The sequence below is a fragment of the Nocardiopsis sp. FR4 genome (assembly GCF_009830945.1).
GTDB lineage: Bacteria > Actinomycetota > Actinomycetes > Streptosporangiales > Streptosporangiaceae > Nocardiopsis.
Genome location: NZ_VWVV01000047.1, coordinates 1 through 25,794 on the forward strand (window position 1 = coordinate 1; position 25,794 = coordinate 25,794).

General features: G+C 72.2%; 20 protein-coding genes. 9 read left to right on the plus strand and 11 right to left on the minus strand.

Features of this window, described 5'->3' with window-relative positions:
- Nucleotides 1-218: 218 nt before the first annotated feature.
- Both FYW95_RS27880 and FYW95_RS26490 read right to left on the minus strand, forming a co-directional pair.
- Entirely contained in the window at nt 219-386 is a 168-nt protein-coding gene (locus FYW95_RS27880) for a hypothetical protein (RefSeq protein WP_017572489.1), read from the minus strand.
- A gap of 37 nt (nt 387-423) precedes the next feature.
- On the minus strand, nt 424-1,566 hold the full coding sequence (locus FYW95_RS26490; protein ID WP_159940283.1) for an acyl-CoA dehydrogenase family protein: 1,143 nt from the start codon (nt 1,564-1,566) through the stop codon (nt 424-426).
- A gap of 102 nt (nt 1,567-1,668) precedes the next feature.
- On the opposite strand from FYW95_RS26490, the gene FYW95_RS26495 reads away from it, so the two are divergent.
- Nucleotides 1,669-3,828, plus strand: a complete 2,160-nt coding sequence (locus tag FYW95_RS26495) for an MDR family MFS transporter (RefSeq protein ID WP_255459319.1) — start codon at nt 1,669-1,671, stop codon at nt 3,826-3,828.
- Nucleotides 3,829-4,461: 633 nt separating this feature from the next.
- Complete coding sequence (locus FYW95_RS26500; RefSeq protein ID WP_159940287.1) at nt 4,462-5,604, plus strand: acetyl-CoA C-acetyltransferase; 1,143 nt, start codon at nt 4,462-4,464, stop codon at nt 5,602-5,604.
- Between the two features lie 246 nt (nt 5,605-5,850).
- Here FYW95_RS26500 and FYW95_RS26505 read toward each other — a convergent pair whose 3' ends face one another.
- Nucleotides 5,851-7,254 (minus strand): FAD-binding oxidoreductase, encoded by a 1,404-nt coding sequence (locus FYW95_RS26505; protein WP_236572334.1) that lies wholly within the window; start codon nt 7,252-7,254, stop codon nt 5,851-5,853.
- A gap of 518 nt (nt 7,255-7,772) precedes the next feature.
- Here FYW95_RS26505 and FYW95_RS26510 point away from each other — a divergent pair.
- On the plus strand, nt 7,773-8,000 hold the full coding sequence (locus tag FYW95_RS26510) for a YciI family protein (protein WP_201295058.1): 228 nt from the start codon (nt 7,773-7,775) through the stop codon (nt 7,998-8,000).
- A gap of 106 nt (nt 8,001-8,106) precedes the next feature.
- On the opposite strand, the gene FYW95_RS26515 is transcribed toward FYW95_RS26510, so the two are convergent.
- Complete coding sequence (locus FYW95_RS26515; RefSeq protein ID WP_159940291.1) at nt 8,107-9,339, minus strand: winged helix-turn-helix domain-containing protein; 1,233 nt, start codon at nt 9,337-9,339, stop codon at nt 8,107-8,109.
- Nucleotides 9,340-9,375: 36 nt separating this feature from the next.
- The gene (locus FYW95_RS26520) at nt 9,376-11,325 is read right to left on the minus strand and encodes an acyl-CoA dehydrogenase family protein (RefSeq protein WP_159940293.1); all 1,950 of its coding nucleotides are present in this window, start codon (nt 11,323-11,325) and stop codon (nt 9,376-9,378) included.
- Nucleotides 11,326-11,629: 304 nt separating this feature from the next.
- Between FYW95_RS26520 and FYW95_RS26525 the strand changes: the two genes are divergently transcribed.
- Both FYW95_RS26525 and rbsK read left to right on the plus strand, forming a co-directional pair.
- Nucleotides 11,630-12,493 carry an exodeoxyribonuclease III gene (locus tag FYW95_RS26525; RefSeq protein ID WP_236567596.1) on the plus strand — a complete coding sequence of 288 codons (864 nt, stop codon included), beginning with the start codon at nt 11,630-11,632 and terminating at the stop codon, nt 12,491-12,493.
- Nucleotides 12,490-13,392 carry a ribokinase gene (gene rbsK / locus FYW95_RS26530; protein WP_160050981.1) on the plus strand — a complete coding sequence of 301 codons (903 nt, stop codon included), beginning with the start codon at nt 12,490-12,492 and terminating at the stop codon, nt 13,390-13,392. Before FYW95_RS26525 ends, rbsK begins: the two co-directional genes overlap by 4 nt.
- A 96-nt stretch (nt 13,393-13,488) precedes the next feature.
- On the opposite strand, the gene argS is transcribed toward rbsK, so the two are convergent.
- The gene (argS, locus tag FYW95_RS26535; protein WP_159940297.1) at nt 13,489-15,234 is read right to left on the minus strand and encodes an arginine--tRNA ligase; all 1,746 of its coding nucleotides are present in this window, start codon (nt 15,232-15,234) and stop codon (nt 13,489-13,491) included.
- Between the two features lie 50 nt (nt 15,235-15,284).
- A complete protein-coding gene (gene plsX / locus FYW95_RS26540) occupies nt 15,285-16,409 on the minus strand; it encodes a phosphate acyltransferase PlsX (protein WP_159940299.1) in 1,125 nt (374 codons plus the stop codon).
- A 428-nt stretch (nt 16,410-16,837) separates the two neighbouring features.
- Between plsX and FYW95_RS26545 the strand changes: the two genes are divergently transcribed.
- The gene (locus FYW95_RS26545; RefSeq protein WP_159940301.1) at nt 16,838-18,202 is read left to right on the plus strand and encodes a KamA family radical SAM protein; all 1,365 of its coding nucleotides are present in this window, start codon (nt 16,838-16,840) and stop codon (nt 18,200-18,202) included.
- A 474-nt stretch (nt 18,203-18,676) separates the two neighbouring features.
- On the opposite strand, the gene FYW95_RS26550 is transcribed toward FYW95_RS26545, so the two are convergent.
- Nucleotides 18,677-18,913 carry a DUF397 domain-containing protein gene (locus FYW95_RS26550; RefSeq protein WP_159940303.1) on the minus strand — a complete coding sequence of 79 codons (237 nt, stop codon included), beginning with the start codon at nt 18,911-18,913 and terminating at the stop codon, nt 18,677-18,679.
- Between the two features lie 491 nt (nt 18,914-19,404).
- On the minus strand, nt 19,405-20,313 hold the full coding sequence (locus tag FYW95_RS26555) for a helix-turn-helix domain-containing protein (protein ID WP_201295059.1): 909 nt from the start codon (nt 20,311-20,313) through the stop codon (nt 19,405-19,407).
- Nucleotides 20,314-20,603: 290 nt separating this feature from the next.
- On the opposite strand from FYW95_RS26555, the gene FYW95_RS26560 reads away from it, so the two are divergent.
- The gene (locus FYW95_RS26560; protein WP_160050982.1) at nt 20,604-21,158 is read left to right on the plus strand and encodes an ATP-binding protein; all 555 of its coding nucleotides are present in this window, start codon (nt 20,604-20,606) and stop codon (nt 21,156-21,158) included.
- 153 nt (nt 21,159-21,311) lie between these two features.
- Nucleotides 21,312-21,680 (plus strand): STAS domain-containing protein, encoded by a 369-nt coding sequence (locus FYW95_RS26565; RefSeq protein WP_159940307.1) that lies wholly within the window; start codon nt 21,312-21,314, stop codon nt 21,678-21,680.
- A 58-nt stretch (nt 21,681-21,738) separates the two neighbouring features.
- Here the strand turns inward: FYW95_RS26565 and glmS are convergent, their stop codons facing one another.
- Nucleotides 21,739-23,589: a glutamine--fructose-6-phosphate transaminase (isomerizing) gene (gene glmS, locus FYW95_RS26570; protein ID WP_159940309.1), complete on the minus strand. Its 1,851-nt coding sequence runs from the start codon at nt 23,587-23,589 to the stop codon at nt 21,739-21,741.
- A 332-nt stretch (nt 23,590-23,921) separates the two neighbouring features.
- Here glmS and coaA point away from each other — a divergent pair, with 332 nt between their 5' ends.
- Complete coding sequence (coaA, locus tag FYW95_RS26575) at nt 23,922-24,827, plus strand: type I pantothenate kinase (RefSeq protein WP_236567599.1); 906 nt, start codon at nt 23,922-23,924, stop codon at nt 24,825-24,827.
- Between the two features lie 34 nt (nt 24,828-24,861).
- Here the strand turns inward: coaA and FYW95_RS26580 are convergent, their stop codons facing one another.
- Complete coding sequence (locus FYW95_RS26580) at nt 24,862-25,605, minus strand: MerR family transcriptional regulator (RefSeq protein ID WP_160050983.1); 744 nt, start codon at nt 25,603-25,605, stop codon at nt 24,862-24,864.
- Between the last annotated feature and the right edge of the window lie 189 nt (nt 25,606-25,794).

Consider the following 25,794-nt stretch of genomic DNA (forward strand, 5'->3'; position numbering starts at 1 on the left):
TGGCGCGCATGATGAGCATGTACTTCATGGTGGTCTCCCTGGGTGTGGTGGGCCCCGGGTGCGGGGCCGCTTCTCACTCCTAGGTCGAACGGGCGCGGGCGGGGATCGACACGGCCGCCGAACTTTTCTCCGGGGATCCGGAACGGGGGGCCGCGGCTTTCCGCTCCCGTCCACCGGGCACGCGCTCGGCAGCCGCCCGCCCGGCGGTCCGGGGGGGCTCAGCGCCAGGACCAGGCCCACAGCAGCAGGCACACGAAGACGAAGAAGACCACGATCCCGCCGGTGGTCCAGGGGATGTGCACCCTGGGCCGGAGCTTGCGCACGCCGATCACCAGCAGTACGACCAGCAGGCCCATGACGATGAGGCCGTCCCACGCGCCGCTCACCACAGCATCGACCCTTCCGGACGGGGGGTTGGGGAGGTCACAGTCCCAGGCCGCGACCCACGATCTCCTTCATGATCTCGGTGGTGCCGCCGTAGATCGTCTGGATGCGGGAGTCCTGCCAGGCCCGTGCCACGGGGTATTCCATCATGTACCCGTACCCGCCGTGAAGCTGCAGGCACCGGTCCATGACCTTGTTGCACAGTTCGGTGGTCCACCACTTGGCCATGGCGGCGTCCTCGACGGTGAGCTCACCCCGGTTGAGCAGGCCGATGCCCCGGTCCACGTAGGTGCGGGCGATGTCCACCTCGGTGGCCAACTCGGCCAGGACGAAACGGGTGTTCTGGAAGCGCCCAATCGGGCGGCCGAAGGCGGTGCGCTCCCGGCAGTAGGCGATGGTGTGCTGGAGCATGGCCTCGGCGGAGGCCACCGCGCACGTGGCGATGGACAGCCGCTCCTGCGGCAGGTTCTCCATCAGGTGGATGAAGCCGCCGCCCTCCCCGCCGATGAGGTTGGCCGCCGGGACGCGCACGTCCTCGAAGAACAGCTCGGCGGTGTCCTGGGCCTTCATGCCCACCTTGTCGAGGTTGCGCCCCCGCTCGAAGCCGGGGGTGCCGCGCTCGACCGCCAGGAGGGAGAAGCCCTGCGCGCCCGCCTCCGGGTCGGTCCGGGCGACCACGATCACCAGGTCGGCGTTGACGCCGTTGGTGACGAAGGTCTTGGAGCCGTTGAGCACGTAGGAGTCGCCGTCGCGTACCGCCGAGGTGGTGATGCCCTGCAGGTCGCTGCCCGCACCGGGCTCGGTCATCGCGATGGCGGTGATCAGCTCGCCGCTGGCGAACCCCGGCAGCCAGCGCCTCCTCTGCTCCTCGTCGGTCAGGCCGACCATGTACGGGGCCATGACGTCGTTCTGGAGGGTGAAGCCGAGCCCGCTGGCGTGGGCGCGGCAGATCTCCTCGTTGACGACGGCGTTGTACCGGAAGTCGTGCGTCCCGGTGCCGCCGTACTCCTCGGGCACGCCGTGGCCGAGCAGTCCCACCTCGCCCGCCTTGGCCCACACCTCGCGGGGAACGATCCCGTCCTCCTCCCACCGGGAGTGGAAGGGCACGACCTCGCGCCGCAGGAACTCCGCCACCGATGCGCGGAAGAGGTCGTGTTCGGCGTCGAAGAGTTCCCGCTTCATGCGCTGCTCCGGGTGTCGGGGACGGCTGCGTGACGCCACAGTAACCGAGCAGCATTCGGTTTTGAAGGGGGCGGTCCAAGCGGGGGCAAAGTTCCCGTGCACGTGCGCGTCCGGTCGGCGGTTCCCGCCGGAGCCGGGCCCGCGGTCTTCCTAGGGTGGCGGCGGGGTCCGGGATCTGGGGAACGGGGCCCGGAGACCGCCCGCCCGGAGGGTTCAGCGCGAGGGAGGGCCATGGTCCGGCACGAGTCCGAGCGCCGCGAGCGCAGGGAGCACCGCGGCGGAAGGATCGCGGTCATCATGACCGCGCTGATGCTCACCGTGCTGCTGGCGGCCCTGGACCAGACGATCGTGTCCACCGCGCTGCCCACGATCGTGTCCGACCTGGGCGGGCTCAACCACCTGTCGTGGGTGATCACCGCCTACCTGCTCGCGGTCACGGCCGTCACACCGCTGTGGGGCAAGCTCGGCGACCAGTTCGGGCGCAAGCCGCTCTTCCTGACCTGCATCGCCGTGTTCCTGGCCGGGTCGGCCCTGTGCGGGACCGCCCAGGACATGCTCCAGCTCATCCTCTTCCGGGGGGTGCAGGGCGTCGGGGGCGGCGGGCTCATGGTGCTCGCCTCGGCCATCATCGGCGACGTGGTCTCACCGCGCGAGCGCGGCAGGTACCAGGGGCTGTTCGGCGCGGTGTTCGGTGTCTCCAGCGTGGCCGGGCCGCTGCTCGGCGGACTGTTCGTCGACCACCTGACCTGGCGGTGGGTGTTCTACGTGAACCTGCCGCTGGGGTTCGTGGCCTTCGCGACGGTGCTCGCGGCGCTGCCCCGCCGCCAGTCGGCGGGCCGCCAGAGCATCGACTACGCCGGGATCGTGCTGCTGGCCGCCACCGCGGTCTGCCTCACCCTGGTCGCATCCTGGGGCGGCAGCCTCTACGCGTGGTGGTCGCCGCAGGTGGTCGGGCTGCTGGTCGCCGCCGCGGCACTGGGTACGGGCTGGTGGCTCTCGGCGCGCCGGGCACCGGAGCCGGTCATGCCGCTGAGCCTGTTCCGGAACCCGACCATCGCGGTGGCCATGGCGATCGGCTTCTGCGTGGGCTTCGCGATGATGGGCTCGATGGCCTTCCTGCCGCTCTTCCTCCAGGTCGTGCACGGCATGTCGCCCACGGCCTCGGGGCTGCACCTGCTGCCGATGGTGGTGGGGTTGTCGCTGACCTCCATCGGCAGCGGGCGCCTGGTCGCGCGCACCGGCCACTACAAGGCCTACCCCGTGCTGGGGATGGCGGTGACCGCGCTGGGGCTGGTGCTGCTCTCCCGGATGGGACCGCAGAGCTCACAAGTGGAGATGGGGCTGTACTTCTTCGTCCTCGGGGTGGGCCTGGGCCTGGTGATGCAGGTGGTGGTCCTGGTGGTACAGAACGCCGCCACCTACGCCAACCTGGGTGTGGCCACCTCCTCGGCGACGTTCTTCCGGTCCATCGGCGGGTCCTTCGGCACCGCGGTGTTCGGCGCGATCTTCTCCGGGCAGCTCTCGGACAACCTGGCGGACCGGGCCGAGCAGATCCAGCTCCCGGCCGGGGTGGACCTGTCCGCCCTGGAGAGCGACACGCGCAGCCTGGACCAGCTGCCCCCGGCGGCGCAGGCGTCGTTCCTCCAGGCCTACGCGGACGCCGTGGACACCGTGTTCCTGTGGGCGGCGCCGGTGGCCCTGGCCGGGTTCGTGCTGGCGCTGTTCCTGCGGCAGGTGCCGCTGCGCACCACCGTGGACACCCCGGACCTGGACGAGTCCCTCCCGCCCGTGGCCGTCGGGAGCCGCAGCGCCCTCGCGCACGTGGAGAGGGAGGTGTTCCGTGCCTGCGGCCGCGAGGGCGCCGACCAGATGTACGCGCGCCTGCGGGAGGCGGCGGGGCTGGAGATCTCGCCCCGATCGTGCTGGGTGCTCAGCCACCTGGGCGTCACCGGGCCGCTGCGGTGCGTGGAACTGGTGGAGATGTCCGGGCTCCCCGAGGAGTACTGGGAGGCGGCGCACCGGGAGCTCCTCGAAGCGGGCTACCTGACCGGTGAGGGGGAGCCCTGGGAGCTCAACCGCCGCGGCGGGGAGGCCGCCCGTGCGGTCTTCGAGGCCCAGCGCACCGCCCTGCGCTCGCTGCTGGCCGACTACGGGCCCGAGGAACACCCCGAGGTGGTGGCGGTGCTGGAGCGGATGGCCAGCGACACCCTCGGGGACGAGAGCGACGCCGCGCGCCTGGGCGACGGCGTCCACCGTGCGTGAGGCCGGGCGGAGGAGCGCAGAGGACCCTAGTAGCCCCCGCTGCCTCCGCCGTCCCCCCGTCTCCGGAGCCACCGCTGTGGCCCCCGTACCCCTGCCCGGGGTCCGCACCGGAGGAAGAGGAGTGTCCCGGCTGGTCCGAGCCGCCGCGGCGGTTCCGCCAGAGCCGCCGTTCCCGCACCCATACGAACAGGACCACGGACGCATGGACCAGGCACAGGACCAGGAGGGCGAGAGCCGCGTACGGGCTGACGGGGCGGACGAGGCCCTCCGGCAGCCAGGTGTCGCCGTGCACGGGGCACACCAGGGCCATGAAGGCGGTCGCGAACAGCCAGAAGAGCACATCACCGAGTTCCGCTCCCAGGACGAACGCCCGAACGGCCAGCACCAGCGGAACCAGAACGGCGACCGCGCACACTGCGAGTACCACGACCGGCTCTTCTGCCAGTTCCGTCACAGCGGTCCTCTCCGTGGGCCTCTCAGGGCCTTGCCCGCCCTCCCAGTACACCAGTCGGTGCCGCGACCGCGCTATGCCCCGGCGCGGGATCTCCGGAATCCGGGGGGCGGTGTCTTGTCTGATTCGAGAAACCGAATACAGTTCGGTTCAGAAACGTCATCCAGGCCCTTGGAGGACCCGTGGCCGAGGCATACATCGTCGGCGCAGTACGCACCCCCGTCGGCACGAAGAAGGGTGCCCTGGCCGCCGTGCACCCGGCGGACCTGGGGGCGCACGTGCTCAGGGAGCTCGTCACCCGCACCGGGGTCGACCCGGCGGCGGTCGAGGACGTCATCATGGGCTGCGTGAGCCAGGTCGGGCCGCAGGCGCTCGACCTCGCCCGCACGTCCTGGCTCTCCGCCGGTCTTCCCGAGTCGGTCGCGGGCGTGACCATCGACCGCCAGTGCGGCTCCTCGCAGCAGGCCGTGCACTTCGCCGCCCAGGGCGTCATGTCCGGCACCCAGGACCTCGTGGTGGCCTCCGGTGTGGAGAACATGGGCATGGTCCCCATGGGCTCCAACGTCCAGTACGCCGTCGACAACGGCCTGAGCCTCTACGGCGAGGGCTGGGTCGAGCGCTACGGCACGCAGGAGGTCTCCCAGTTCCGCGGCGCCCAGCTCATGTGCGAGAAGTGGGGCTTCAAGCGCGAGCAGCTGGAGGAGTACGCCCTGGAGAGCCACCAGCGCGCCGCCCGGGCCCTGGAGGCGGGCTACTTCGACGACCAGGTCGCCCCGCTGGCCGGCGTCGGCCGGGACGAGGGAGTGCGCCCCGACACCACCCTGGAGAAGATGGCGGGCCTGAAGCCGCTGCGCGAGGGCTGGGCGCTCACCGCGGCCGTGGCCAGCCAGATCTCGGTCGGCGCGGGCGCGGTCCTGATCGCCTCCGAGCGCGCCGTCGAGCGGCACGGCCTGACCCCGCTGGCCCGGATCGTCCAGCTGTCCCTGGTCGGCGACGACCCTGTGTACATGCTCACCGCGCCCATCCCCGCGACGCGGATCGCGCTGGAGCGGGCCGGGCTGAGCATCGACGACATCGACGTCACCGAGATCAACGAGGCCTTCGCCCCGGTGCCGCTGTCCTGGATCCAGGAGCTGGGCGCCGACCCGGCCAGGGTCAACCCCAACGGCGGCGCGATCGCCCTGGGCCACCCGCTGGGCGCCACCGGGACCGTCCTGCTGACCAAGCTGGTCAACGAGCTGCACCGCACCGGCGGCCGGTACGGCCTCCAGACCATGTGCGAGGGCGGCGGCCAGGCCAACGTCACCATCATCGAGCGCGTCTGACCCTTCCGTCGGGCGGGTGCCTGTGTGGTCGCGTGCACGCGACCACACAGGCACCTCTCATGGGCCAGCGGCGGTTCGCACCGAACTCGCGCGGGCGGGACTCCTCGGTCGCCCGGGGACACCGCGTACCCGTCCCAGCCGGGACGCGTTCGAGGGGCGCGCGGGGTGGCGGAGGGCTTCCCCCTCCTGCCGGAGGCCTGGACCGTTCGCTTCGGCGTGCGCGGCCGGACCGGCCGCGCACGGGGCTCATCCCCTCCGGGGCTGCGGGGCCGCGGGCATCGGCCGCGCCGGGCGGATGTTGTGGTTGCGGTGGAAGAGGTTGTCGGGGTCGTACTTCGTCTTGACCGCGCTCAGCCGGGCGTGGTTGCGCTCGCCGAACCCGGCCAGGACGCGCTCCTCGCCCTCGTCGGTGACGAAGTTCAGGTACACGTCCCCCGTGGCCCAGGGGCGCATGTCCTCGCGGACCGCCTCCACCCACCGGATGGCGCGCATGTCGTCCTCGGGGTCCTCCCACATCGCCAGGGGGTGCACGCCCCACAGCGCGTGCCGCCACGGCACCGGGTAGTCGGCCAGGGAACGGTCCACGGCGCCGCCGAACGCGAAGAGGATGTGGCCCGTCGGCGAGGGGACGACCATCTCGTCCGCGCGGGCGCAGAAGGCGTCGAGGGCCTCGTCGGGCAGCTCGTCCAGGTGCTCCACCGACCAGTAGTTGCGGTAGCCGGGCGGGTCGTCCAGAGCCTGCTGGACCTCCGGATAGGGCATCGCCGTGAGCACCTCGACCTCGGGGCTCATCCGGACGAACGGCGCCGCCAGGTCGCGCAGCGCCGACTCCCCGCCCGCGAAGGTCATCACCACGGCGCACACCAGGGTGCCCACCAGTTCCTCGGGGACGAACGGCTCGGGCTGGGCGACCAGGTAGATGAGGCCGCCGCCGAGCTCGTCCGGAGCCGTCTCCATGACGTCCCGCCACAGGCGGCCCACGTCCGGCCCCGCCTCCGGCCGGAACATCAGCAGGCCGAGGGAGAACTCCGGCAGCGGGTGCAGGCGCATGTCCAGCCGGGTGGCCACGCCGAAGTTGCCGCCGCCCCCGTGCAGCGCCCAGAACAGCTCCGGGCGCTCGTCGGCGGAGGCGCGCACCAGGTCGCCCTCGGCGGTCACCAGGTCGACGCCGAGAAGGTTGTCGCAGGCCAGGCCGAACTTGCGCTCCAGCCACCCGGATCCGCCGCCGAGCGTGAAGCCGCCGACCCCGGTGGTGGAGACCCGGCCGCCGACGGCGGCCAGCCCGAACGGCGCGGTGGCCGCGTCCAGGTCGCGCATGAGGGCGCCGCCGGAGACCCGGACGAGCATCGACTCCCCGTCCACGGCCACGGTGTTCATCCGGCGCAGGTCGACCACCAGGCCGCCGTGGGTCGAGCCCATCCCGGCGACGCTGTGCCCGCCGCCGCGCACGGCGATCTCCAGTTCCTCCTCGCGGGCGCACTCGATGGCCCGGCGCACGTCGTCCACGGTCGCGCACTGCGCGATCACACCGGGCCGCAGGTCCGTCATCGCGTTGAAGAGGGTCCGTGCCTCCTCGAAACCGTCGTCCGCGGGGACGAACACGGTGCCGGAGAACCCCGACCTCAGGCGGTTCAGCGCGGTGTCGGTCACGGGACGTAGATTGAGCTGGGCCATGGCTTCCCCCCTGGGCCGCGGGGCGTGCCCCGGGGCCGGTCGGTCCCGGAGGGCCGTGGCGGCCACCGGAGCGGTACACGCCGTGAACACCCCTGTCCGTGCAGGTTAGGACGGTACCCGGGGCGGCGATAACCCCGTTTTGACGGATCGTTGCCGGAAACTGTTCCGGATCTGTGCGCGGGAGGCGTGTCGCCCGCACCGAGCGGGACAGCGTCCGAGCCGGGCTTGACCGGCCCGTGGCCCGCGCGTGGGCGGACCGTGGCCGGGCTCCCGGCCCGCTGGAATCCTTTTCGGGCCGGGTGTCGATCCGAGGTCCGCCCGTTCGTGGAGAGGGTGAGAGACCGGCGGAGCGCCGACCGACACCCTTCCGAGGAACGCCACCATGAAGCAGTACCCGCTCAGCATCCACCAGCCCGGCGCAGAGGCGCCGCCCGCCGAGGAGCTTGAGGCGATCATGAGCGACGTGGAGGCGGTGAACCGCGACGTGCGGGTGGGTGTTCGCCGGCGGCCTGCGCGCGCCCGACACGGCCACCGTGGTGCGGCGGCGCAAGGACGGGGTCCTCACCACCGACGGCCCCTGCCTGGAGGGCCGGGAGCACGTCGGCGGCTTCAACGTCATCCGCGCCGCCGACCTGGACGAGGCCCTGGAGCGGGGGCGCAGGCTCACCCTGGCCACCACCCCGCCGGTCGAGGCCAGACCCATGGAGCCCGGAAGCCGCTGACGGGTTCGGAACCGAGGGCCGCCCCCGCGCGGATCGAGCGCGTGTTCCGCGAGGAGCACGGCCGGACCGCGCCGGGAACCGGGGGAGGGGCCCGGCCCCGGGAGCCTCAGCGGGCGCCCGGGGCCAGCGCCGGGCCGCCGACGCCCCCCTCCAGGCCCAGCCAGGCGGCCATCTCGGCCAGCTGCTCCAGGAGTTCGGGCAGCGTCTCGGCGGGAGCCCCCTCCTCCAGGGTGATCCGCTGCGCGAGCAGGACCCCCGCCCGGCGGTCGGCCTTGAGGTCCACCCGTGCCACGAGGTCCTCGCCCAGGAGGAAGGGCAGCACGTAGTAGCCGTGGACGCGCTTGGCGGCGGGCACGTAGATCTCCAGCCGGTAGCGGAACCCGAACAGCTCCTCCGCGCGGCCGCGGGTCCACACCAGGGAGTCGAAGGGGCTCAGCAGCGCGCGGGCGCGCACCCGGCGCGGGACCCGCGCGTCCCGGTGCAGGTAGGCGGTGCGCTCCCAGCCCTCCACCCGCACCGGCACCAGCTCGCCGGAGTCCACCAGGTCGGCGACGGCAGCCCGGGACTCGGCGGCGCCGAGGCGGAAGTAGTCGCGCAGGCACGCCTCGGTGGCCACGCCGTGGGCGCGGGCGGCGATGGCGACCAGTTCGCGGTTGGACTCCTCGGGGGTACGCAGGGGGGCGGCGTGCACCTCCGGCGGCAGCACCCGCTCGGGCAGGTCGTAGAGCCGCTCGAACTGGGCGTTGCGGCCGTCGGCGGTCAGGTCGCCGACCCAGAACAGGTACTCCAGGCACTTCTTGGCCTCGGACCAGTTCCAGCCCCAGTGCTCCCGGACCCGGGGCAGGTCGTGCCGCAGCTCCGCCTCGACCTGGCGTGCGCTGGCCGGGCCGATCCGGACCACCTCCTCATACACCGCCTTGACCAGTTCGGGCCGCTCGTCCCAGACGGAGGACATCCACCCGGCCCGCTCCCGGGCGCGGTTGGCCTCCATCCGGTAGCGCAGCAGCTGGCGGGTGGCGGGCGGCACCAGGCTCGCCTCGTGCGCCCAGCACTCCACCAGCCGGGCGCCGCCCGAGCCCGCCGCCGTGGTCGCGGCCCGGTCCAGCAGCGCGGTGTCGTAGGCGCCCATGCGCGCGAAGACCGGCAGGTACTGGCTTCGGGCCAGGACGTTCACGCTGTCGATCTGCAGCAGGCCCACCCGGCGCACCACCCGGGCCAGGTGGGTGAGGGTCGGCCTGCCCTTGGGCCTGGGGTCGGCGAAACCCTGGGCGGCGAGCGCGATTCTGCGCGCCTGGGAAAGGGAGAGCTCCGCGTCGCGGCGGGGGTGCGGTTCGGCCATGCGGTCACGGTATCCCCCGCCTCCGACCCTTCCGGCTCAGCCCATGCGCCGGTGCAGGTTCTCCTCCCCGGACGGCCCGGGGACGGTCGGGGCGATGAGCGGACCCGGCAGCGAGGGGTCGACCACCCCCTCCTCCAGCCACGTGTAGGCGTCGTCCATGACGCGCCGGGACAGCTTGCCGTCCACGGTGTCGGTGTTGGACCACAGGCCCTCGAAGAGCGCCTCGACGCGGAGCCGGGACTGGCGGCAGAAGACGTCGGCCAGCTCCAGGGGGCCGGTCCCGCGTTCGGGACGGGTGTCGGCGTCGTCCCGGGCGCGCACGACCACGGCGCTCATCGCGAACAGCTCCGCGCCGATGTCCACGATCCGGGCGAGAAAGCCCTGCTTGACCTCCATACGGCCCTGCCAGCGCGACATCCCGTAGAACGTGGACCGGGCGAGCCTGCGGCAGGCGCGCTCCACGTACCGCAGGTGGGCGGCGAGGGGACCGAACTCCCCGAAGGCCGACGGCACCTGCCCCCGGCCCACGGCCAGGGTGGGCAGCCAGGAGGCGTAGAACCCGCCGGCCCTGGCCAGCGCCCGGGCCCGGTCGGCGGGTTCGGCCTCGGGGTCGATGAGGTCTCCGGCCACGGACAGGTGGGCGTCCACCGCCTCGCGGGCGATGAGCAGGTGCATGATCTCGGTGGACCCCTCGAAGATCCGGTTGATGCGCAGGTCGCGCAGGAGCTGTTCGGCGGGGATCCCCCGCTCGCCGCGGGCGGCCAGCGAACCGGCGGTCTCGAAGCCGCGGCCGCCGCGGATCTGCACGAGCTCGTCGGCGATCGCGTACGCGTGCTCGGAGGCCCACAGCTTGGCGATGGCGGCCTCGACGCGGATGTCGTTGCGCGCGTCGTCGGCCATCTGCCCGGCCAGGTCCAGCATCGCCTCCATGGCGTAGGTGGTGGCGGCGATATAGGAGATCTTCTTGGCGATCTCCTCGTGCCGGCCCACCGGCCGCCCCCACTGGACGCGCTCCCGGGACCACTCGCGGGCCACCTTGGTCGCCCACTTGCCCGCGCCCACGCATATGGCGGGCAGGGAGAGCCGCCCGGTGTTGAGCGTGGACAGCGCGATCCGCAGCCCCTGGCCCTCCGCGCCGATCCGGTTGGCCGCCGGGACCCGCACCCCGTGCAGCCGGGTCAGGCCGTTCTCGAGTCCGCGAAGCCCCATGAAGCGGTTGCGCCGCTCCACGGTGATGCCGGGGGAGTCGCCCTCCACCACGAACGCGGTGACGCCTCCCCGGCGGCCGGGGCCCTCGGGCACCCGCGCCATGACCACGAGCAGGTCGGCGACCACGCCGTTGGTGGTCCACAGCTTGACCCCGTCCAGGACGTACTCGTCACCGTCCTCGGAGGGCGTGGCGGTGGCGCGCAGGCGGGCCGGGTCGCTGCCCACGTCGGGTTCGGTGAGCAGGAACGCGCTGATCGCCCCGCCCGCGCAGCGGGGCAGGAACTCCCGCTTCTGCTCCTCGGTGCCGAACATGGCGACCGGCTGCGGCACCCCGATGGACTGGTGGGCCGAGAGCAGGGCGCCGATCGCGGGCGAGGCCGAGCCGACGAGGGCCAGCGCGCGGTTGTAGTACACCTGGCCGAGCCCGAGCCCGCCGTACTCCGCGGGGATCTTCATGCCGAACGCGCCCAGCTCGCGCAGGCCCCGCACCACCTCGTCGGGGACGCGCTCCTCCCGTTCGACGCGCTGGGAGTCGATCCCCGCGCAGAAGTCGCGCAACCGGCCCAGGAACTCCTCGCCCCGGCGCCGGGTCTCCTCGTCCGGGCGGGTCAGGGGGTGGATGAGGTCCAGGCGCAGGCGCCCCAGGTAGAGCTCCTTGGCGAAGCCGGGCCGGTGCCAGGCGCTCTCGCGGGCCTGCTCGGCCACGGCGCGGGACCGCCGCTCGTCGACCTCCTCGGGGCCGCCGGTACCGGTGGTGTGGGTGTCGGGCGCTGACATGCGTGCTCTCACCTCGCCGAGGGAACGGTGTGTGGTGCGCATCACATGACTACCCGGCGATGCGACCCCTACCCGTGCGGCGTCGGCCCGCGGGCGGAGGGGCGCGCGGAAAAACCTTTGGCCCAATGCGAACCTTCGGGGGGGCCTGGCCGTCCAACAGGGCGCGACAACACACCGAGCATGTGCCGGGAGTCGCGGTGCCCCGGTGCGGAGGACGGCCGCACCGGGGCCCATCCGTCCCACGGGCGCCCGACCGGGCCCGCGCCCCCACCGCGCCGCTTCCGCCATGGCCTAGCCTTTTGCTGTGCGTATCGCGACATGGAATGTGAACAGTGCCCGGGCCAGGGCCGAGCGGATCGGCGCCTGGCTGGACCGGAGCGACGTCGACGTCCTCGCCATCCAGGAGACCAAGGCCCGGGACGACCAGTTCCCCGCCTCCGTCTTCACCGACCGCGGCTACGAGGTGGCCCACCACGGCCTGTCCCAGTGGAACGGGGTCGCGATCGCCTCCCGCGTCGGGCTGGAGGACGTCCGGATCGGCTTCCCCGGCCAGCCCGGCTACGGCGACCCGGAGGAGACCGAGGCCCGCGCCATAGGCGCCACCTGCGCGGGCGTGCAGGTATGGAGCCTGTACGTGCCCAACGGGCGCGAGGTCGACCACCCGCACTACGCCTACAAGCTCCGCTGGTTGGAGGCTCTGCGCGCGGCGGGCGCGGCCCGGCTGGCCGCCGACCCCGACGCGCAGATCGCCTACGCCGGCGACTTCAACGTCGCCCCCCGCGACGAGGACGTGTGGGACATGGCCGCCTTCGAGGGCAGCACCCACGTCACCGAGCCCGAGCGCGCCGCCTTCGACAAGCTGGTCGGCGCCGGTTTCGAGGAGGTCGTGCGCACCTACGCCCCCGGCCCCGGCGTGTACACCTACTGGGACTACAAGGGCCTGTGCTTCCCCAAGCGCAAGGGGATGCGCATCGACTTCGTGCTGGCCTCCCCGGCGCTGCGCGACCGCGTGAGCGGTGCCAGCATCGACCGCGAGGAGCGCAAGGGCAAGGGCGCCTCCGACCACGCCCCGGTCATCGTGGGCCTGGACGGCGACAACGGCGAGCCCAAGCCCAAGCCGGCCGAGCCCGGGCGGGCCGGGGCCGAGAAGCCCGGGGCGGCCTCGTGAGCGCGGGGCCGCGCGTCGCGGTCTTCGGCAGCGTGAACATGGACCTGGTCGCCTACGTGGACCAGGTCCCGGCCAGCGGCGAGACGGTCACCGGGACGGCCTTCCGCCAGGTGCCCGGCGGCAAGGGCGCCAACCAGGCCGTCGCCGCCGCCCGGGCCGGCGCCGAGGTGTCCTTCCTGGGCGCGGTGGGCGAGGACTCCTTCGGCGGGGAACTGCGCGCCAACCTCCTGGCCAACGGCATCGACGTCTCCGGCCTGCGCACGGTCCCCGGGGTGTCGGGCGTGGCGCACATCGTCGTGGACGGCAGGGCCAACAACTCGATCATCGTGGTCCCCGGGGCCAACGGCGGAGTCACCGGAACGGTGGAGGGCGACGCCCGGATCATCGAGGGCGCCGCCGCGCTGCTGCTCCAGCTCGAACTGCCCATGGAGGCGGTGGCCGCGGCCGCGCGCACCGGCCGGGAGCTGGGCGTTCCGGTCTACCTCACCCCCGCCCCCGCGCGGGAGCTGCCCGCCGAGCTCCTGGAGTCGGTGGACGTCCTCGTGCCGAACCAGCACGAGGCGGCGGCGATCACCGGCCGCACCGACCCCGCGGAGGCGCTGGCGGCCCTGGTGGAACTGGTCCCGGAGGTGCTGCTGACCCTGGGCGGGGACGGCTCCCTGTACGGCCGCCGGTGCGCCGAGCCGGTGCGCGTTCCCGCGCTCCGGGTGGAGGCGGTGGACACCACGGCGGCGGGGGACACCTTCTGCGGTTCCTTCGCGGTCGCCCGGGCCGAGGGGCGCGGACTCGAGGAGGCGATGCGGTTCGCCGCGGCGGCGGCCGCGCTCTCGGTCCAGCGGCACGGCGCCAGTTCGTCGATGCCCACCCGGGACGAGGTGGAGGCCCTCCTCGGCGGCTGAGCCGCACGGGCCGGGGCGGCGACGGAAGAGAGGCCGGGGCGGCGCCGCCCCGGCCTCTCCGCGCGCGCGGCGGGCGCGGGGCCCGCCGCGCCCGCGCTACATGTGCTCGGGGGCCTCCACGCCCAGCAGGTCCAGACCCTGCACGAGGACCCGGAAGGCCACCGCGACCAGCGCCAGGCGCGACTCGCGCTCGGCCTCCGTCGCGGCGGTCAGCACCGGGCAGTGCTCGTAGAAGGCCGTCAGGGCCTGGGCCAGGTCGAACAGGTACGTGGACAGCCGGTGCGGCTGGAGCAGGTCGCCGACCTGGGCCACCACGGCGCCGAACTCCAGCAGCTTGAGCGCCAGGTCGCGCTCGGCGCTCTCGGAGACCGCGATGTCGCCGGTGGCCCGGGACAGCTCCAGGCCGCCCTTGCGGAAGATCGACCGGATCCGGGCCTGGGCGTACTGGAGGTAGGGACCGGTGTTGCCGTTCAGGGCGAGCATGCGGTCGAAGTCGAAGGTGTACTCGGTGTCGTGCGCCACCGACAGGTCGGCGTACTTGACCGCGCCGATGCCCACCTGGCGGGCGATCTCGGCCTGCCCCTCGGCGTCGAGGTCGGGGCGGTTCTCCGCGACCACCGCCGCGGCCCGCTCGACCGCCTCGTCCAGCAGCGCCATCAGGCGCACCGGGGCGCCGCTGCGGGTGCGCAGGATCTTGCCGTCGGAGCCGAGCACGTTGCCGATCTGCACGTGGACGGTCTCGACGCCCTCGGGCAGCCACCCGGCCTCGCGCGCGGCGGCCCAGACCATCTTGAAGTGCATGGCCTGCGGGGCGCCCACCACGTACAGGATGCGGTCGGCCTTGAGGTCCTCCACGCGGTGGCGCACGGTGGCCAGGTCGGTGGTGGCGTAGCCGTAGCCGCCGTCGCTCTTGCGCACGATCAGCGGGACGGGCTTGCCCTCGCGGCCGGTGAAGCCCTCCAGGAAGACGCACAGGGCGCCGTCGCTGACCTCGGCGATCCCCTTGGCCTCCAGCTCCTCGCACACGTCGGGGAGCATGGAGTTGTAGGTGCTCTCACCGGCCAGGTCGTCGTCGGTGAGGGTCACGCCCAGCCTGGCGTACACCTTGTTGAAGTAGACCTTGGACAGGCCGACCAGCTTGCGCCACAGGCGCAGAGTCTCCTCGTCGCCGCCCTGGAGGGCGACCACGCGGCGCCGGGCGCGCGCGGCGAACTCCTCCTGCCCGGGGCCCGAGGAGTCGAACTTGACCCGGGCCGCCTGGTAGAAGGCGTTGGGGTCGCTGGTGAGCAGGTCGGCGTCGGGGGAGTCCTCGCCGACCTCCAGCAGGTGCTCGATGAGCATCCCGAAGGGGGTGCCCCAGTCACCGATGTGGTTCTGGCGGATGACGTTGTGCCCCAGGAACTCCAGGGTGCGCGCGAGTGAGTCGCCGACCACGGTGGTGCGCAGGTGGCCGACGTGCATCTCCTTGGCCACGTTGGGCGCGGAGTAGTCCAGGGGGATGTTCTGGCGCTCCTGCGTCGGAACGCCCAGGCGGGGGTCGTCCAGGAGCCGGCGGGTCTGCTCGGCGATCCAGTCCTCGCGCAGGGTCAGGTTGATGAAGCCCGGTCCGCTGACCTGGACGTCGCGGCAGACGTCGGCCACGTCCAGGTGCTCCATGATCGCCGCGGACACCTCACGCGGCTTTCGGCCCAGTCGCTTGGCGAGCGCGAGCGCGGCGTTCGCCTGGTAGTCGGCGAACTGGGACGGGCGGATGACGGGGTCGGTGTCGGCGAACTCGGGGCCGAAGGCGGCGCCGAGGGCGGACTGGACCCGTCGCGAGAGTACTTCCTGCGGGTCGGCCATGGAGTCCAGCGTACCGACCGGCGGCCCCCTCCCCGCACTCCGTTTTCCGGTCAGTCCCCCTCGGAGGCCTCGGAGCCCCGCTGGCCGGGCGCCTCGGACTGGGCGAGCCGGTGCAGCCAGTTGGGCGGGCGGGTGTGCACCCGGCGGCGAATCTGGTCGCCGATCCGGCCGCCCGCCAGATCGTGTGCCAGCTGGCAGGCGCGCGCCACGCCCTTGGCCCGGCTGCCGCCGTGCGCGATCACCACCGTCCCGTTCAGGCCCAGCAGCGCGGCGCCGCCGTAGGTCTCGCTGTCCAGCCGCTCGCGCAGCTCCCGCAGCGCCCTGCGCTGGAGCAGCGCCCCCGCCTTGGCGGCGGCCGAGGAGGTGAGCGCGGAGTGGACGGCCTCCATCGCGAACGCCGCCGTGCCCTCCACCGACTTCAGGGCCACGTTGCCCGTGTGGCCGTCGGTCACCACCACGTCCACCTTGCGCGCCAGCAGGTCGTGCCCCTCGATGTTGCCCCGGAAGTCCATCGCCTGCGCGCCCTCGGCGGTGGCGGCCAGCAGTTCGGTGGCCCTGCGGATCAGCTTGTTGCCCTTTCCCGGTTCCGAGCCGATGGTCAGGACCCCCACCCGCGGCCTGCGCACCCCGAAGGCCGTCTGCGCGTAGGCGCAGCCCAGGTGCGCGAACTGGACCAGCATCTCCGGCTTGGCGTCGGCGTTGGCCCCGGCGTCCACCATGATCGTCGGCGTCTCGCCGGTGGGCAGGGTCACCGCCAGGGCCGGGCGCAGCACGCCGGGCTGGGTGCGCAGCCGCACCGTGGAGGTGGCCACGACCCCGCCGGTGGACCCGGCCGAGACCAGCGCGTCGGCGTCGCCGCGGCGGATCAGGCGGCAGGAGACGGCCGCGCTGGAGCGGGGCCTCCGCCAGCTGGCCAGGGCGCCCTCGTGCATGGCCAGCTCGTCCTCGGCGTGCACCACCGGGATCTCCCGCAGCGCGCCCTCCTCGGCCAGCAGGGCGGCGATCTCGGCGCGCCGCCCCACGAGGACCACGCGCAGGCCGAGCTCGCGGACGGCGAGCACGGCGCCCCGCACGACCTCCAGGGGAGCGTTGTCCCCGCCCATGGCGTCCACGGCGATGATCGGCGCGGCGGTCCGCCGTGTGACGGGCGCCTCCGCGTCGGGTGTACCAGTCAACTGTTCCCTCACGGGTGTGGTGGGCGGGTGCGAGCGCGTTCCGCACTCCGTACGCGCGGGTCCGGGGACCGCGATGACATGGTGGGACACGCCGGGAACCGGGACCCGCGGGGGGTGTGGTGACACGCTATCCCGTCGCGCGGAGACAGCGTCGTAAGACACGTTCGTCTGCTCATGCGAGGATACTTCCCTTATGTCCAGGTCACCCCTGGACTTCCCGCATGATGGATAAAAGCCCTTAATTGGGGTATACCCGCTCGCTGGCCTGGAGTCTCATCACGCTCCGGGTGCAGGCGAAAACCCATCCCACCCCTTCTGGCGGTTCACCGGCGCCACCCGTACGCCGGAACCGTCGGATCAGGGCTGCCCGACAACCCGCCGGGCTCCCACCCGCCGGGCGGCCCTGCCCACACGCAGAGAGGAGAGGCGTGAGCGTTACGCCAGACGCGACACTGTCTCCGTCCGCCGGACGTCGGTTCCGTGCCTACACGACGAAGCACCTGGACGAGCTCACCTCGCGAGCCGGTCTGTCCGCGGACGAGCGGCTCGCCGTGCAGGCCGTCGCCAGTGTGCTCCCGTTCCGGGTGAACAGCTACGTCGTCGACGAGCTGATCGACTGGACCGCGGCTCCCGACGATCCGATCTACCGCCTGGTCTTCCCCCAGGCCGACATGCTGCCCCCGGACGACGTGTCCAGGATCGCCGACCTGCTGCGCTCTGGCGCCTCGCGCAAGGAGCTGAACGAGGCAGCCAACCAGGTCCGCGCCCGCCTGAACCCGCACCCCGCGGGCCAGATGGACCTCAACGTGCCCAAGACGGCCAACGAGGAGCCCATCCCCGGTGTCCAGCACAAGTACAAGGAGACCGTGCTCTTCTTCCCCAAGCAGGGGCAGACCTGTCACGCGTACTGCACGTACTGCTTCCGCTGGGCCCAGTTCGTGGGCGACGCCGACCTGAAGTTCGCCTCCAGCGAGATCGACCAGCTGGTCGAGTACGTCCGCTCGCACCCCGAGGTCACCAGCGTCCTGTTCACCGGCGGCGACCCGATGATCATGGGCGAGGGGGTCATCTCCAAGTACGTCGAGCCGCTGTTGGAGATCGAGCACCTGGAGTCCATCCGCATCGGCACGAAGGCGCTGGCCTACTGGCCGCAGCGCTTCGTCACCGACCCGGACGCCGACGACACCCTGCGCCTGTTCGAGAAGGTCGTGGCCTCGGGCAAGAACCTGGCGTTCATGGCCCACTTCTCGCACCCCAACGAGATGCGTCCCGAGCTCGTGCAGGAGGCCGTGCGCCGCATCCGCTCGACCGGGGCCGTCATCCGCACCCAGGCGCCGCTGATCCGCACGATCAACGACGACCCGGCGGTGTGGGAGAGCATGTGGCGCACCCACCTGCGGCACGGCATGGTCCCGTACTACATGTTCGTCGAGCGCGACACCGGTCCGCAGGACTACTTCGCGGTGCCGCTGGCGGAGGCCTACCACATCTTCCGCGACGCCTACCAGAACGTGTCGGGCCTGGCCCGCACGGTCCGCGGCCCGTCGATGTCGGCGACCCCGGGCAAGGTGTGCGTGGACGGCATCACCGAGGTGGCGGGCGAGAAGGTGTTCGTCCTGCACTTCATCCAGGCGCGCGACCCGGAGCTGGTCGGCAGGCCCTTCTTCGCCAAGTACGACGAGAAGGCCGCGTGGCTGTTCGACCTCAAGCCCGCGCTGGGCGCCACCCACTTCCCGTGGGAGCAGGCGCCGCTGCCCGGTCCCGGCGGTCTGGTCGACCCCACCCGCCTCTAGCGGCCGCGCCTGGCCGCTCCCGCCGAGCCGCGTCCGTCCCAGGGGAATTGGAGCGTCCCTGGGGCGGGCCGTCGGCCAGGCGCGGGAGGCTCCGAAGAACGCCGCCTTTCGGGCGCCCGAGCCGCGCCGGGAAGGCGTTGAGGCGCGGTGTGGGGCGTCGGTGGTGTTCTGCGGGGGCTGGACGTGCCGCCAGTGAGGGACGAGCCAGGCGCGGGAGGCTCCGAAGAACGCCGCCTTTCGGGCGCCCGAGCCGCGCCGGGAAACACAGTACAGCGGAGCCCGGCACCACTCGTGGTGCCGGGCTCCGCGCGCGTCCGCGTCGAGGACGGAGCCAGCCGCCTGGCGGTTCGGGGCGGTCGCGGCGGCTGTCGACGCGGACGGTATCCGGGCTGGTCTGGTGTGTGGGGGAGGGCGTGCCCGGAGGAGCGGATGCGCGCGGGGGCCGGGCGCACGGGTCGTCGTGGTGCCGCGCGGCTACTTCAGGAGCGCGTCGAACTCGCCGGTCTTGGCGCCGCGCAGGAAGGCGTCGATCTCGTCGTGGGTGTAGACGAGGGCCGGGCCCTGGGGGTCGCGGGAGTTGCGCACCGCGATGTCCCCGTCCGGAAGGGTGGCGACCTCGACACAGTTCCCGTCCGGATTGCTCCAGCTGCTCTTGGTCCAGACGACCTTCGGCAGGCGGTGCGCGGGAACACCGTTGTAGATCGGATACATCTCAACCTCCTGGAACTTCGGGGGACTGGTGAGCGGGGTGTGTCCACACGCGGCCGTCCAGACCGCCGCGCCCGTCGTGTCGAACAGCGGGATCCACCGCGGGCCTCGGACATCCGGGCCCGGGAGCTCGGGTTGTCCAACGGTGGGTTGTTTGTCCCCGCTGCGAGCCACAGAGTAGCCCATGCACGTGCATTCGTACTTACGGCGGTAAGTACCTATGCAAGAACCCGGGGTGATTCATGGCCGAAACCGCATGTCACAGCTGACGCGGCGGTGGTCCGCGCGGTTCCGCGCGTCGGGATCGTTTCCCGGTTGTGGCCGAAGGCGGCCAACCGGGAACCGCCGATGTGTGCGCACAGAGAACGCCCGGGCGCGCAGGGCGGCCAGGCGTGGGCGGGGAAGGGGCCGGAGGGACCCGAGGCGGGGACCCCGTGAGGGGCTCGGGAACCGGCTGAGGGGGACTCAGGAGCGATGGGCGGTGGGGCGCGGGGTCAGGAGTAGCGCTCCAGGAAGGCGCGGAGGATGCCCTCGGTCTCCCCGGGCGGCGGGGCCTGGGTGGCGAGGTGGTCCATCGTCTGCGCGTAGCGGTGGGTGTCGTCGTACTTGTCGAAGTACAGCGCGCTGTTCAGCTGCTCCAGGTAGACCACGTCGGGCAGCTGCGGGGTGGGGAAGCGCAGGATGCTGAAGGGGCCTCCCGCCGCCGGGTGCCCGCCCATCGCGAAGGTGGCCACCTGGATGGTGATGTTGGGGCGGCGGGCCATCGTGAGCAGGTGCTCGATCTGTCCGCGCATCACCTCGGCGTCGCCGTAGGGGCGGTGCAGCACCGCCTCGTCGATGACCGCCCACAGGCGCGGCGCCTCCGGTTCGGCGAACCGGCGCTGGCGGTACATGCGCATCTGCACGCGACTCTCGACGTCGTCCTCGGAGTTGGCCGTGCGGGACAGGCGGATGACCGAGCGGGCGTAGTCCTCGCTCTGGAGCAGCCCGGGCACGAACTGGACCTCGAAGGTGCGGATGACCGACGCGGCCTCCTCCAGGCCCACGTACACGCCGAACCAGTTCGGCAGCACGTCGCCGTACTTGTGCCACCAGCCCTGGGCGTTGGCGCTGGAGACCAGGCCGAGGAGGGCCTCGCGCTGCGCGGTGTCGTCCACGCCGTAGAGCTTGAGCAGGTCCTCCACGTCACGGCGCTTGAAGCTGACCTGCCCCAGCTCCATGCGGCTGATCTTGGCGTGGGAGGCGCGGATGGCGTATCCGGCGTCGTGCCGGGAGATGTTCTTCTCCTGGCGCAGCCGTCGCAGCTGTGTCCCCAGGAGAATGCGCAGCACGGTGGGGCCACCGCTGGAATTGGCCAGGAAATCCTGGGTGACCTGCGGGTTCTGGGCGTGATCGGCGACCACATCGCCTCCTGTGTAGCGGCCTTGGCGCGGGCGACCGCCCAGTATACCCAGGTCATTACGTTACGGACAGGGGCACTTGGGGATTGCGGTGCGTCCTATGGGCAGAGTTCGTGTTTGGTGTAAACCCGAGTACTCGTGTGTGAATTCTTCGGAAGGGATCTACCAATAAGCGCGCTTCGTCCTATAACCTAGGTCGGACGTTGATCTGCACGTGCATCTGTGTCTTACAGATGTAAGCCACGATGGCCCTGCGGACAGGGTCACCCGACATCACACTCGTGAGGACCGTGATGAACGCAGAGCTGGTGTCCTCGGAGGTCGACTCCGGGGCCTCCTCCTGGAGCCGACCCTCGCTGGCCGAGGCATCCTCCGCCCTTCTGGGCGGCTGGTGGGACGAGTCGCTGGGCCGCGTCGCCGTGGGCGACGGCGCGCACACCCGGGACGCCGCCTCCAGGGCGTTCCCCCCCGCCGCGGGTTCGGTCCGCCAGGCGCGCGAGTTCGCCGTCCGGCTCCTGGCCGCGTGGGGGGTGTCGGAGCTGGCGGAGGACGTCCGGCTGATCGTCTCCGAACTCGTGGGGAACGCCTGCCGCCACGCCCTTCCCGAGAACGGCGTGCACGGGTACGCGCGCATCGTGGTCCAGATGCGTCACCTGGGTGCGGGGGAGGGCGTGGTGTGCATGGTGGCCGACTCCAGCGCGAAGGAGCCGGTCAGGGTCGACGCCCACCATTTCGCCGAATCGGGCCGCGGCCTCGGCCTGGTCAGCGCGTTCAGCAGGGAATGGGGCTGGCGGGTGATCGAGGGGCGCGGAAAGATCGTGTGGGCGATATGTGGCGGTCAAAGCTGATTTCCCACACTTCACGTGTTCGTCCGGGGACCTCCCTGGACCGGAGGTGACATCGACGCGTCGCCCGGGACGAGTAGGCTGTCAACGCATGTCGGCATTTGACCGATCGCGTTCCTGAGCAGTCTTTCCCACACCCGATTCCGGGAGCGAGGCGTGACCGTGCTGGACACGGAACAGGACCAGTTCCTCTGTGACGGGGTCACCGTCGTCGAACTGGACGGCGAGATCGACATCGCCACCGCCGAGGAGGCGTTCACCCGGATCGCGGCCGCCGCGGCGGACAGCTGCGTGGTCGTCGACCTCTCCGCGGTGGAGTTCATCGACGCCTCCGGCGTCAACGCCCTCGTCCGTGCCCTGCGCGCCGCCACCAGAGCCCGGCACCACGTCCTGCTGGCCTGTCCGCCCCGCCAGCTGGTCCGCATCCTCGACGTCCTGGCGCTGCGCGAGCTGCTGCCCACCCACTCCCACGTCGACGCGGCCGTGGCCGCCCACCAGGAGGCCGGCCGCGGGGCGGCGCGCTGACCCGCTGACGGAGCGGGGGCGCGTCCGGCCCCGCCGCACGCGCCCCCGTCCGGTGGGACTACTCGACCGTGACGCTCTTGGCCAGGTTGCGCGGCTGGTCGACGTCGTTGCCCTTGGCCAGGGCCAGTTCGCACGCGAACACCTGCATCGGGATCGTGGAGACGATCGGCTGGAGCAGGGTCGGCACCGCCGGGATCTCGATGAGCACGTCCGAGTACGGGCGCACCGACTCGTCGCCCTCCTCGGCGATCACGATGGTGCGGGCGCCGCGGGCGCGCACCTCCTGGATGTTGGACACGATCTTGTCGTGCAGCACGCTGCGGCCCCGCGGGGAGGGCACCACCACGACCACCGGCAGACCGTCCTCGATGAGCGCGATCGGGCCGTGCTTGAGCTCACCGGCGGCGAAGGCCTCGGCGTGCATGTAGGCCAGCTCCTTGAGCTTGAGCGCGCCCTCCATCGCCACCGGGTAGCCCACGTGGCGGCCCAGGAACAGCACCGTGTCGGTGTCGGCCAGGGAACGGGCCAGCTCGCGGACCGGCTCCACGGTGCCCAGGACCCGCTCCACCTGCTCGGGCATGGTGGCCAGCTGGGCGATCACCGTGTTGATCTCGTCGCCGAACTTCAGCCCGCGCACCTGGGCCAGGTACAGCCCGATCAGGTAGCAGGCGGCCAGCTGGGTGAGGAAGGTCTTGGTGGCGGCCACGCCCACCTCGGGCCCCGCGTGCGTGTACAGCACGCCGTCGGACTCGCGCGGGATGGTCGACCCGTTGACGTTGCAGATGGCCAGCACGCGGGCGCGCTGCTCGCGGGCGTAGCGCACGGCCATCAGCGTGTCCATGCTCTCGCCGGACTGGGAGATGGCGATGACCAGGGTCTGCTGGTCCAGGATCGGGTCCCGGTAGCGGAACTCGCTGGCCACCTCGACCTCGCACGGGATGCGGCACCAGTGCTCGATCGCGTACTTGGCGATGAGGCCCGCATGGTAGGAGGTGCCGCAGGCGATGATGACGATCTTCTCGACCGACCGCAGGTCCTCGGGGGACAGGCGCATCTCGTCCAGGGTGAGCTGGCCGTCGACCGTCACGCGGCCCAGGAGGGTGTCGGCCACCGCGCGCGGCTGCTCGACGATCTCCTTGAGCATGAAGTAGTCGTAGCCGCCCTTCTCGGCGGCGGAGGCGTCCCAGTCCACGTGGTACTCGTTCACCTCGACGGGGTTGCCGTCGTAGTCGGTGACGGCCACCGAGTCGGCGCGCAGCTCCACGACCTGGTCCTGGCCCAGCTCGACCGCCTCGCGGGTGTGCGCGATGAACGCGGCCACGTCGCTGGCCAGGAAGTTCTCGCCCTCGCCGCGGCCGACGACCAGCGGCGAGTTGCGGCGGGCGGCCACGACCAGGCCGGGGTCGTCCACGGAGGTCGCGACGAGGGTGAAGGCGCCCTCCAAGCGCTTGCACACCGCTCGCATGGCGGCGGGCAGGTCGCCGCCGCGCTCGGCCATCTCGCTGCTGAGCAGGTGCGCGGCCACCTCGGTGTCGGTCTCGGAGAGGAACTTGCAGCCCTTCTCCTCCAGCTCCATGCGCAGCGCCGCGAAGTTCTCGATGATGCCGTTGTGGACGATCGCGACCCGGCGGTCGTTGTCCACGTGGGGGTGGGCGTTGACGTCGTTGGGCGCACCGTGCGTGGCCCATCGCGTGTGGCCGATGCCCGCGCCGTCGCCGCTGATCGGCCGCTCCTCCAGCGCCTTGCGCAGGTTCGCGAGCTTGCCCGCGCGCTTCTCGGTGCGCAGGGAGCCCCCGCCCAGCACAGCCACACCCGCGGAGTCGTATCCGCGGTACTCCAACCTTGCGAGGCCGTTCACGACGACTTCCAGCGCCGGTTGCGGCCCGACGTAGCCAACGATTCCGCACATGGCCGCCAGCGTAGGCCAAGAAACCGCACGAATCGACCAACCACCCACCCATACCACTGGTCGTTTTCGCAGGTAACGGTATAGACCATTTGGTGTATGGGGAGTAGACCGCGCAGGTGGGGGGCGTGGCGCGGTTCCGGAGTGGACCCGTTTCGAGGCCCCGGGAACCGGGGGTAAAAATTTTGGGGGACGTGTCGTGAAGGCGTGGTTTCGCGCACGTTCGGCGCCACGGTCCGGGGATAGGGGGGCCGGCTGCCCGGTCCGGTCGAGCGGCTCGTCTAAGGTGGTCAACCGTGTCCCACGCGACGAAGAACGGTTTCTCCACGCCGTACGTGGAGATGGACAGGGCGGCCTGGGCCGCGCTGCGGGCCTCCACGCCCCTGTCCCTGACCGAGGCCGACCTGGGGGAACTCCGCGGCACCACCGACCCCACCTCCCTGGAGGACGTGCGGGACGTCTACCTTCCGCTGTCGCGTCTTCTCAACCTCTACGTGGGCGCGACCCAGCAGCGGCACGCCGCCGTCCGCGCCTTCCTGGGCGAGTCCGGCCGCCCGTCGCCGTTCATCATCGGCGTCGCCGGAAGCGTGGCGGTGGGCAAGTCCACCACCGCCCGCCTGCTGCGCTCCCTGCTCGCCCAGTGGCCCAACCACCCGGACGTGGAGCTGGTCAGCACCGACAACTTCCTGTACTCCAACGCGGTACTGGAGGCGCGCGGGCTGATGCGCCGCAAGGGCTTCCCGGAGAGCTACGACCGCCGCGCGCTGGTGCGCTTCGTGTCGGAGATGAAGGCCGGGGCCGACCGCATCGACATCCCGGTCTACTCGCACCTGGACTACGACATCGTGCCGGACGAGCGCCAGACCGTGCGCCGCCCCGACATCCTCATCGTGGAGGGCATCAACGTCCTCCAGCCCGCCACCGCCGGACGGCTGGCCGTGGCCGACTTCTTCGACTTCTCCATCTACGTGGACGCCAAGGTCGAGAACATCCGCTCCTGGTACCTGGACCGCTTCCGGGAGCTGCGCCGCACGGCCTTCTCCGACCCGCGCTCCTACTTCCACCACATGGCCACCAACCTCCGCGAGGAGGAGGCCCTGGAGTTCGCGTCCAACACCTGGCGCACCATCAACGAGGTCAACCTCGTGGAGAACATCCGCCCCACCCGCGGCCGGGCCACCCTGGTGCTGTACAAGGGCGACGACCACCGGGTCCGCCGGGTGCGCCTGCGCAAGACCTGATCCGCCGGGGCGCGCCCCGGAGCCCCGTGCGCCCTCACGGACCCGTGGCGGCGCGGTCCGCGCCGTCGGACACCGTGCCGTCGAGCAGCGTGTCGAGCGCGGCCGCACCGCGCAGGAGAGCGCGCGAGCGGGCCGCGATGTCGGCGTCCCGGGCGGCCAGCGCCCGCAGCACCTCGTCCCACCGCCGCCCCCGGCGCAGCCGGGGCATGAGGGCCCGCAGCGGGCCGACGCGGTACCCGGCGGCCCGCAGCTGGTGCACGACGCGGGCGTCCCGCACGTCCTCCGGCGCGTACGTGCGCGCCCCGGAGGCCGTGCGGCGCGGCACCACGAGCCCCTCGGCGTCCCAGTGGCGCAGGGTCGAGGGCCGCACGCCCAGGGCTTCGGCGAGCTGGGAGACGCCCATCGCGTCGGAGGGCGGCACGTCCCCCACCGGTTCGGCGGCGATCCCCCCGGCGGCCTCCCCGGCCAGGGCCACCTCCCGGCGCTCGGTGTGCAACCGCGCGTGCGCGGCGTCCAGGAGCGCGAGCGGGTCCGACTCCGGGAACCCGTGCACCGCGCGCATGATCCGCCTGGCCTCCACCGGGCCGACGCCCGCCGCGAGCGCCCGGTAGGCCGACGCGGCCCGCACGTGCCGTTCGGTGTGGACCCGGTGGCCCGCCGGGGTGCGCTCCGCGAGGGGCAGCACACCGTCGCGTTCGAGGTCGCGCACCTGCTGGACCGAGTACCCCGACCGGCGGGCCACGTCGATGGTCCGCAGGCCCGACTTGCGACTTTCCACGGTCCACTCCCAGGTCGGCTGCCTCCAAACCTCCACAAGCACCTCAATGTAACGCTGGAGGGCATGGTGTGTCCTGGAAGCTGTGTCAGGCCAGCGGGTGGAAGTCCCGTCCGGGTAAGCGCCGGAGCGCCCGGTAGCAGGCCCCAGCCGTGCGGGGAGACCCGTCCGGCCGAGCGGGGTGTCAAAGGC

What these genes read in the sequence shown, in the direction of transcription:
- FYW95_RS26490 (WP_159940283.1), bottom strand. Translation starts at nt 1,566, where the DNA reads ATGAAGCGGGAACTCTTCGACGCCGAACACGACCTCTTCCGCGCATCG.
- FYW95_RS26515 (WP_159940291.1), bottom strand. Translation starts at nt 9,339, where the DNA reads ATGGCCGAACCGCACCCCCGCCGCGACGCGGAGCTCTCCCTTTCCCAG.
- FYW95_RS26520 (WP_159940293.1), bottom strand. Translation starts at nt 11,325, where the DNA reads ATGTCAGCGCCCGACACCCACACCACCGGTACCGGCGGCCCCGAGGAG.
- argS (WP_159940297.1), bottom strand. Translation starts at nt 15,234, where the DNA reads ATGGCCGACCCGCAGGAAGTACTCTCGCGACGGGTCCAGTCCGCCCTC.
- FYW95_RS26550 (WP_159940303.1), bottom strand. Translation starts at nt 18,913, where the DNA reads ATGTATCCGATCTACAACGGTGTTCCCGCGCACCGCCTGCCGAAGGTC.
- FYW95_RS26560 (WP_160050982.1), top strand. Translation starts at nt 20,604, where the DNA reads ATGAACGCAGAGCTGGTGTCCTCGGAGGTCGACTCCGGGGCCTCCTCC.
- glmS (WP_159940309.1), bottom strand. Translation starts at nt 23,589, where the DNA reads ATGTGCGGAATCGTTGGCTACGTCGGGCCGCAACCGGCGCTGGAAGTC.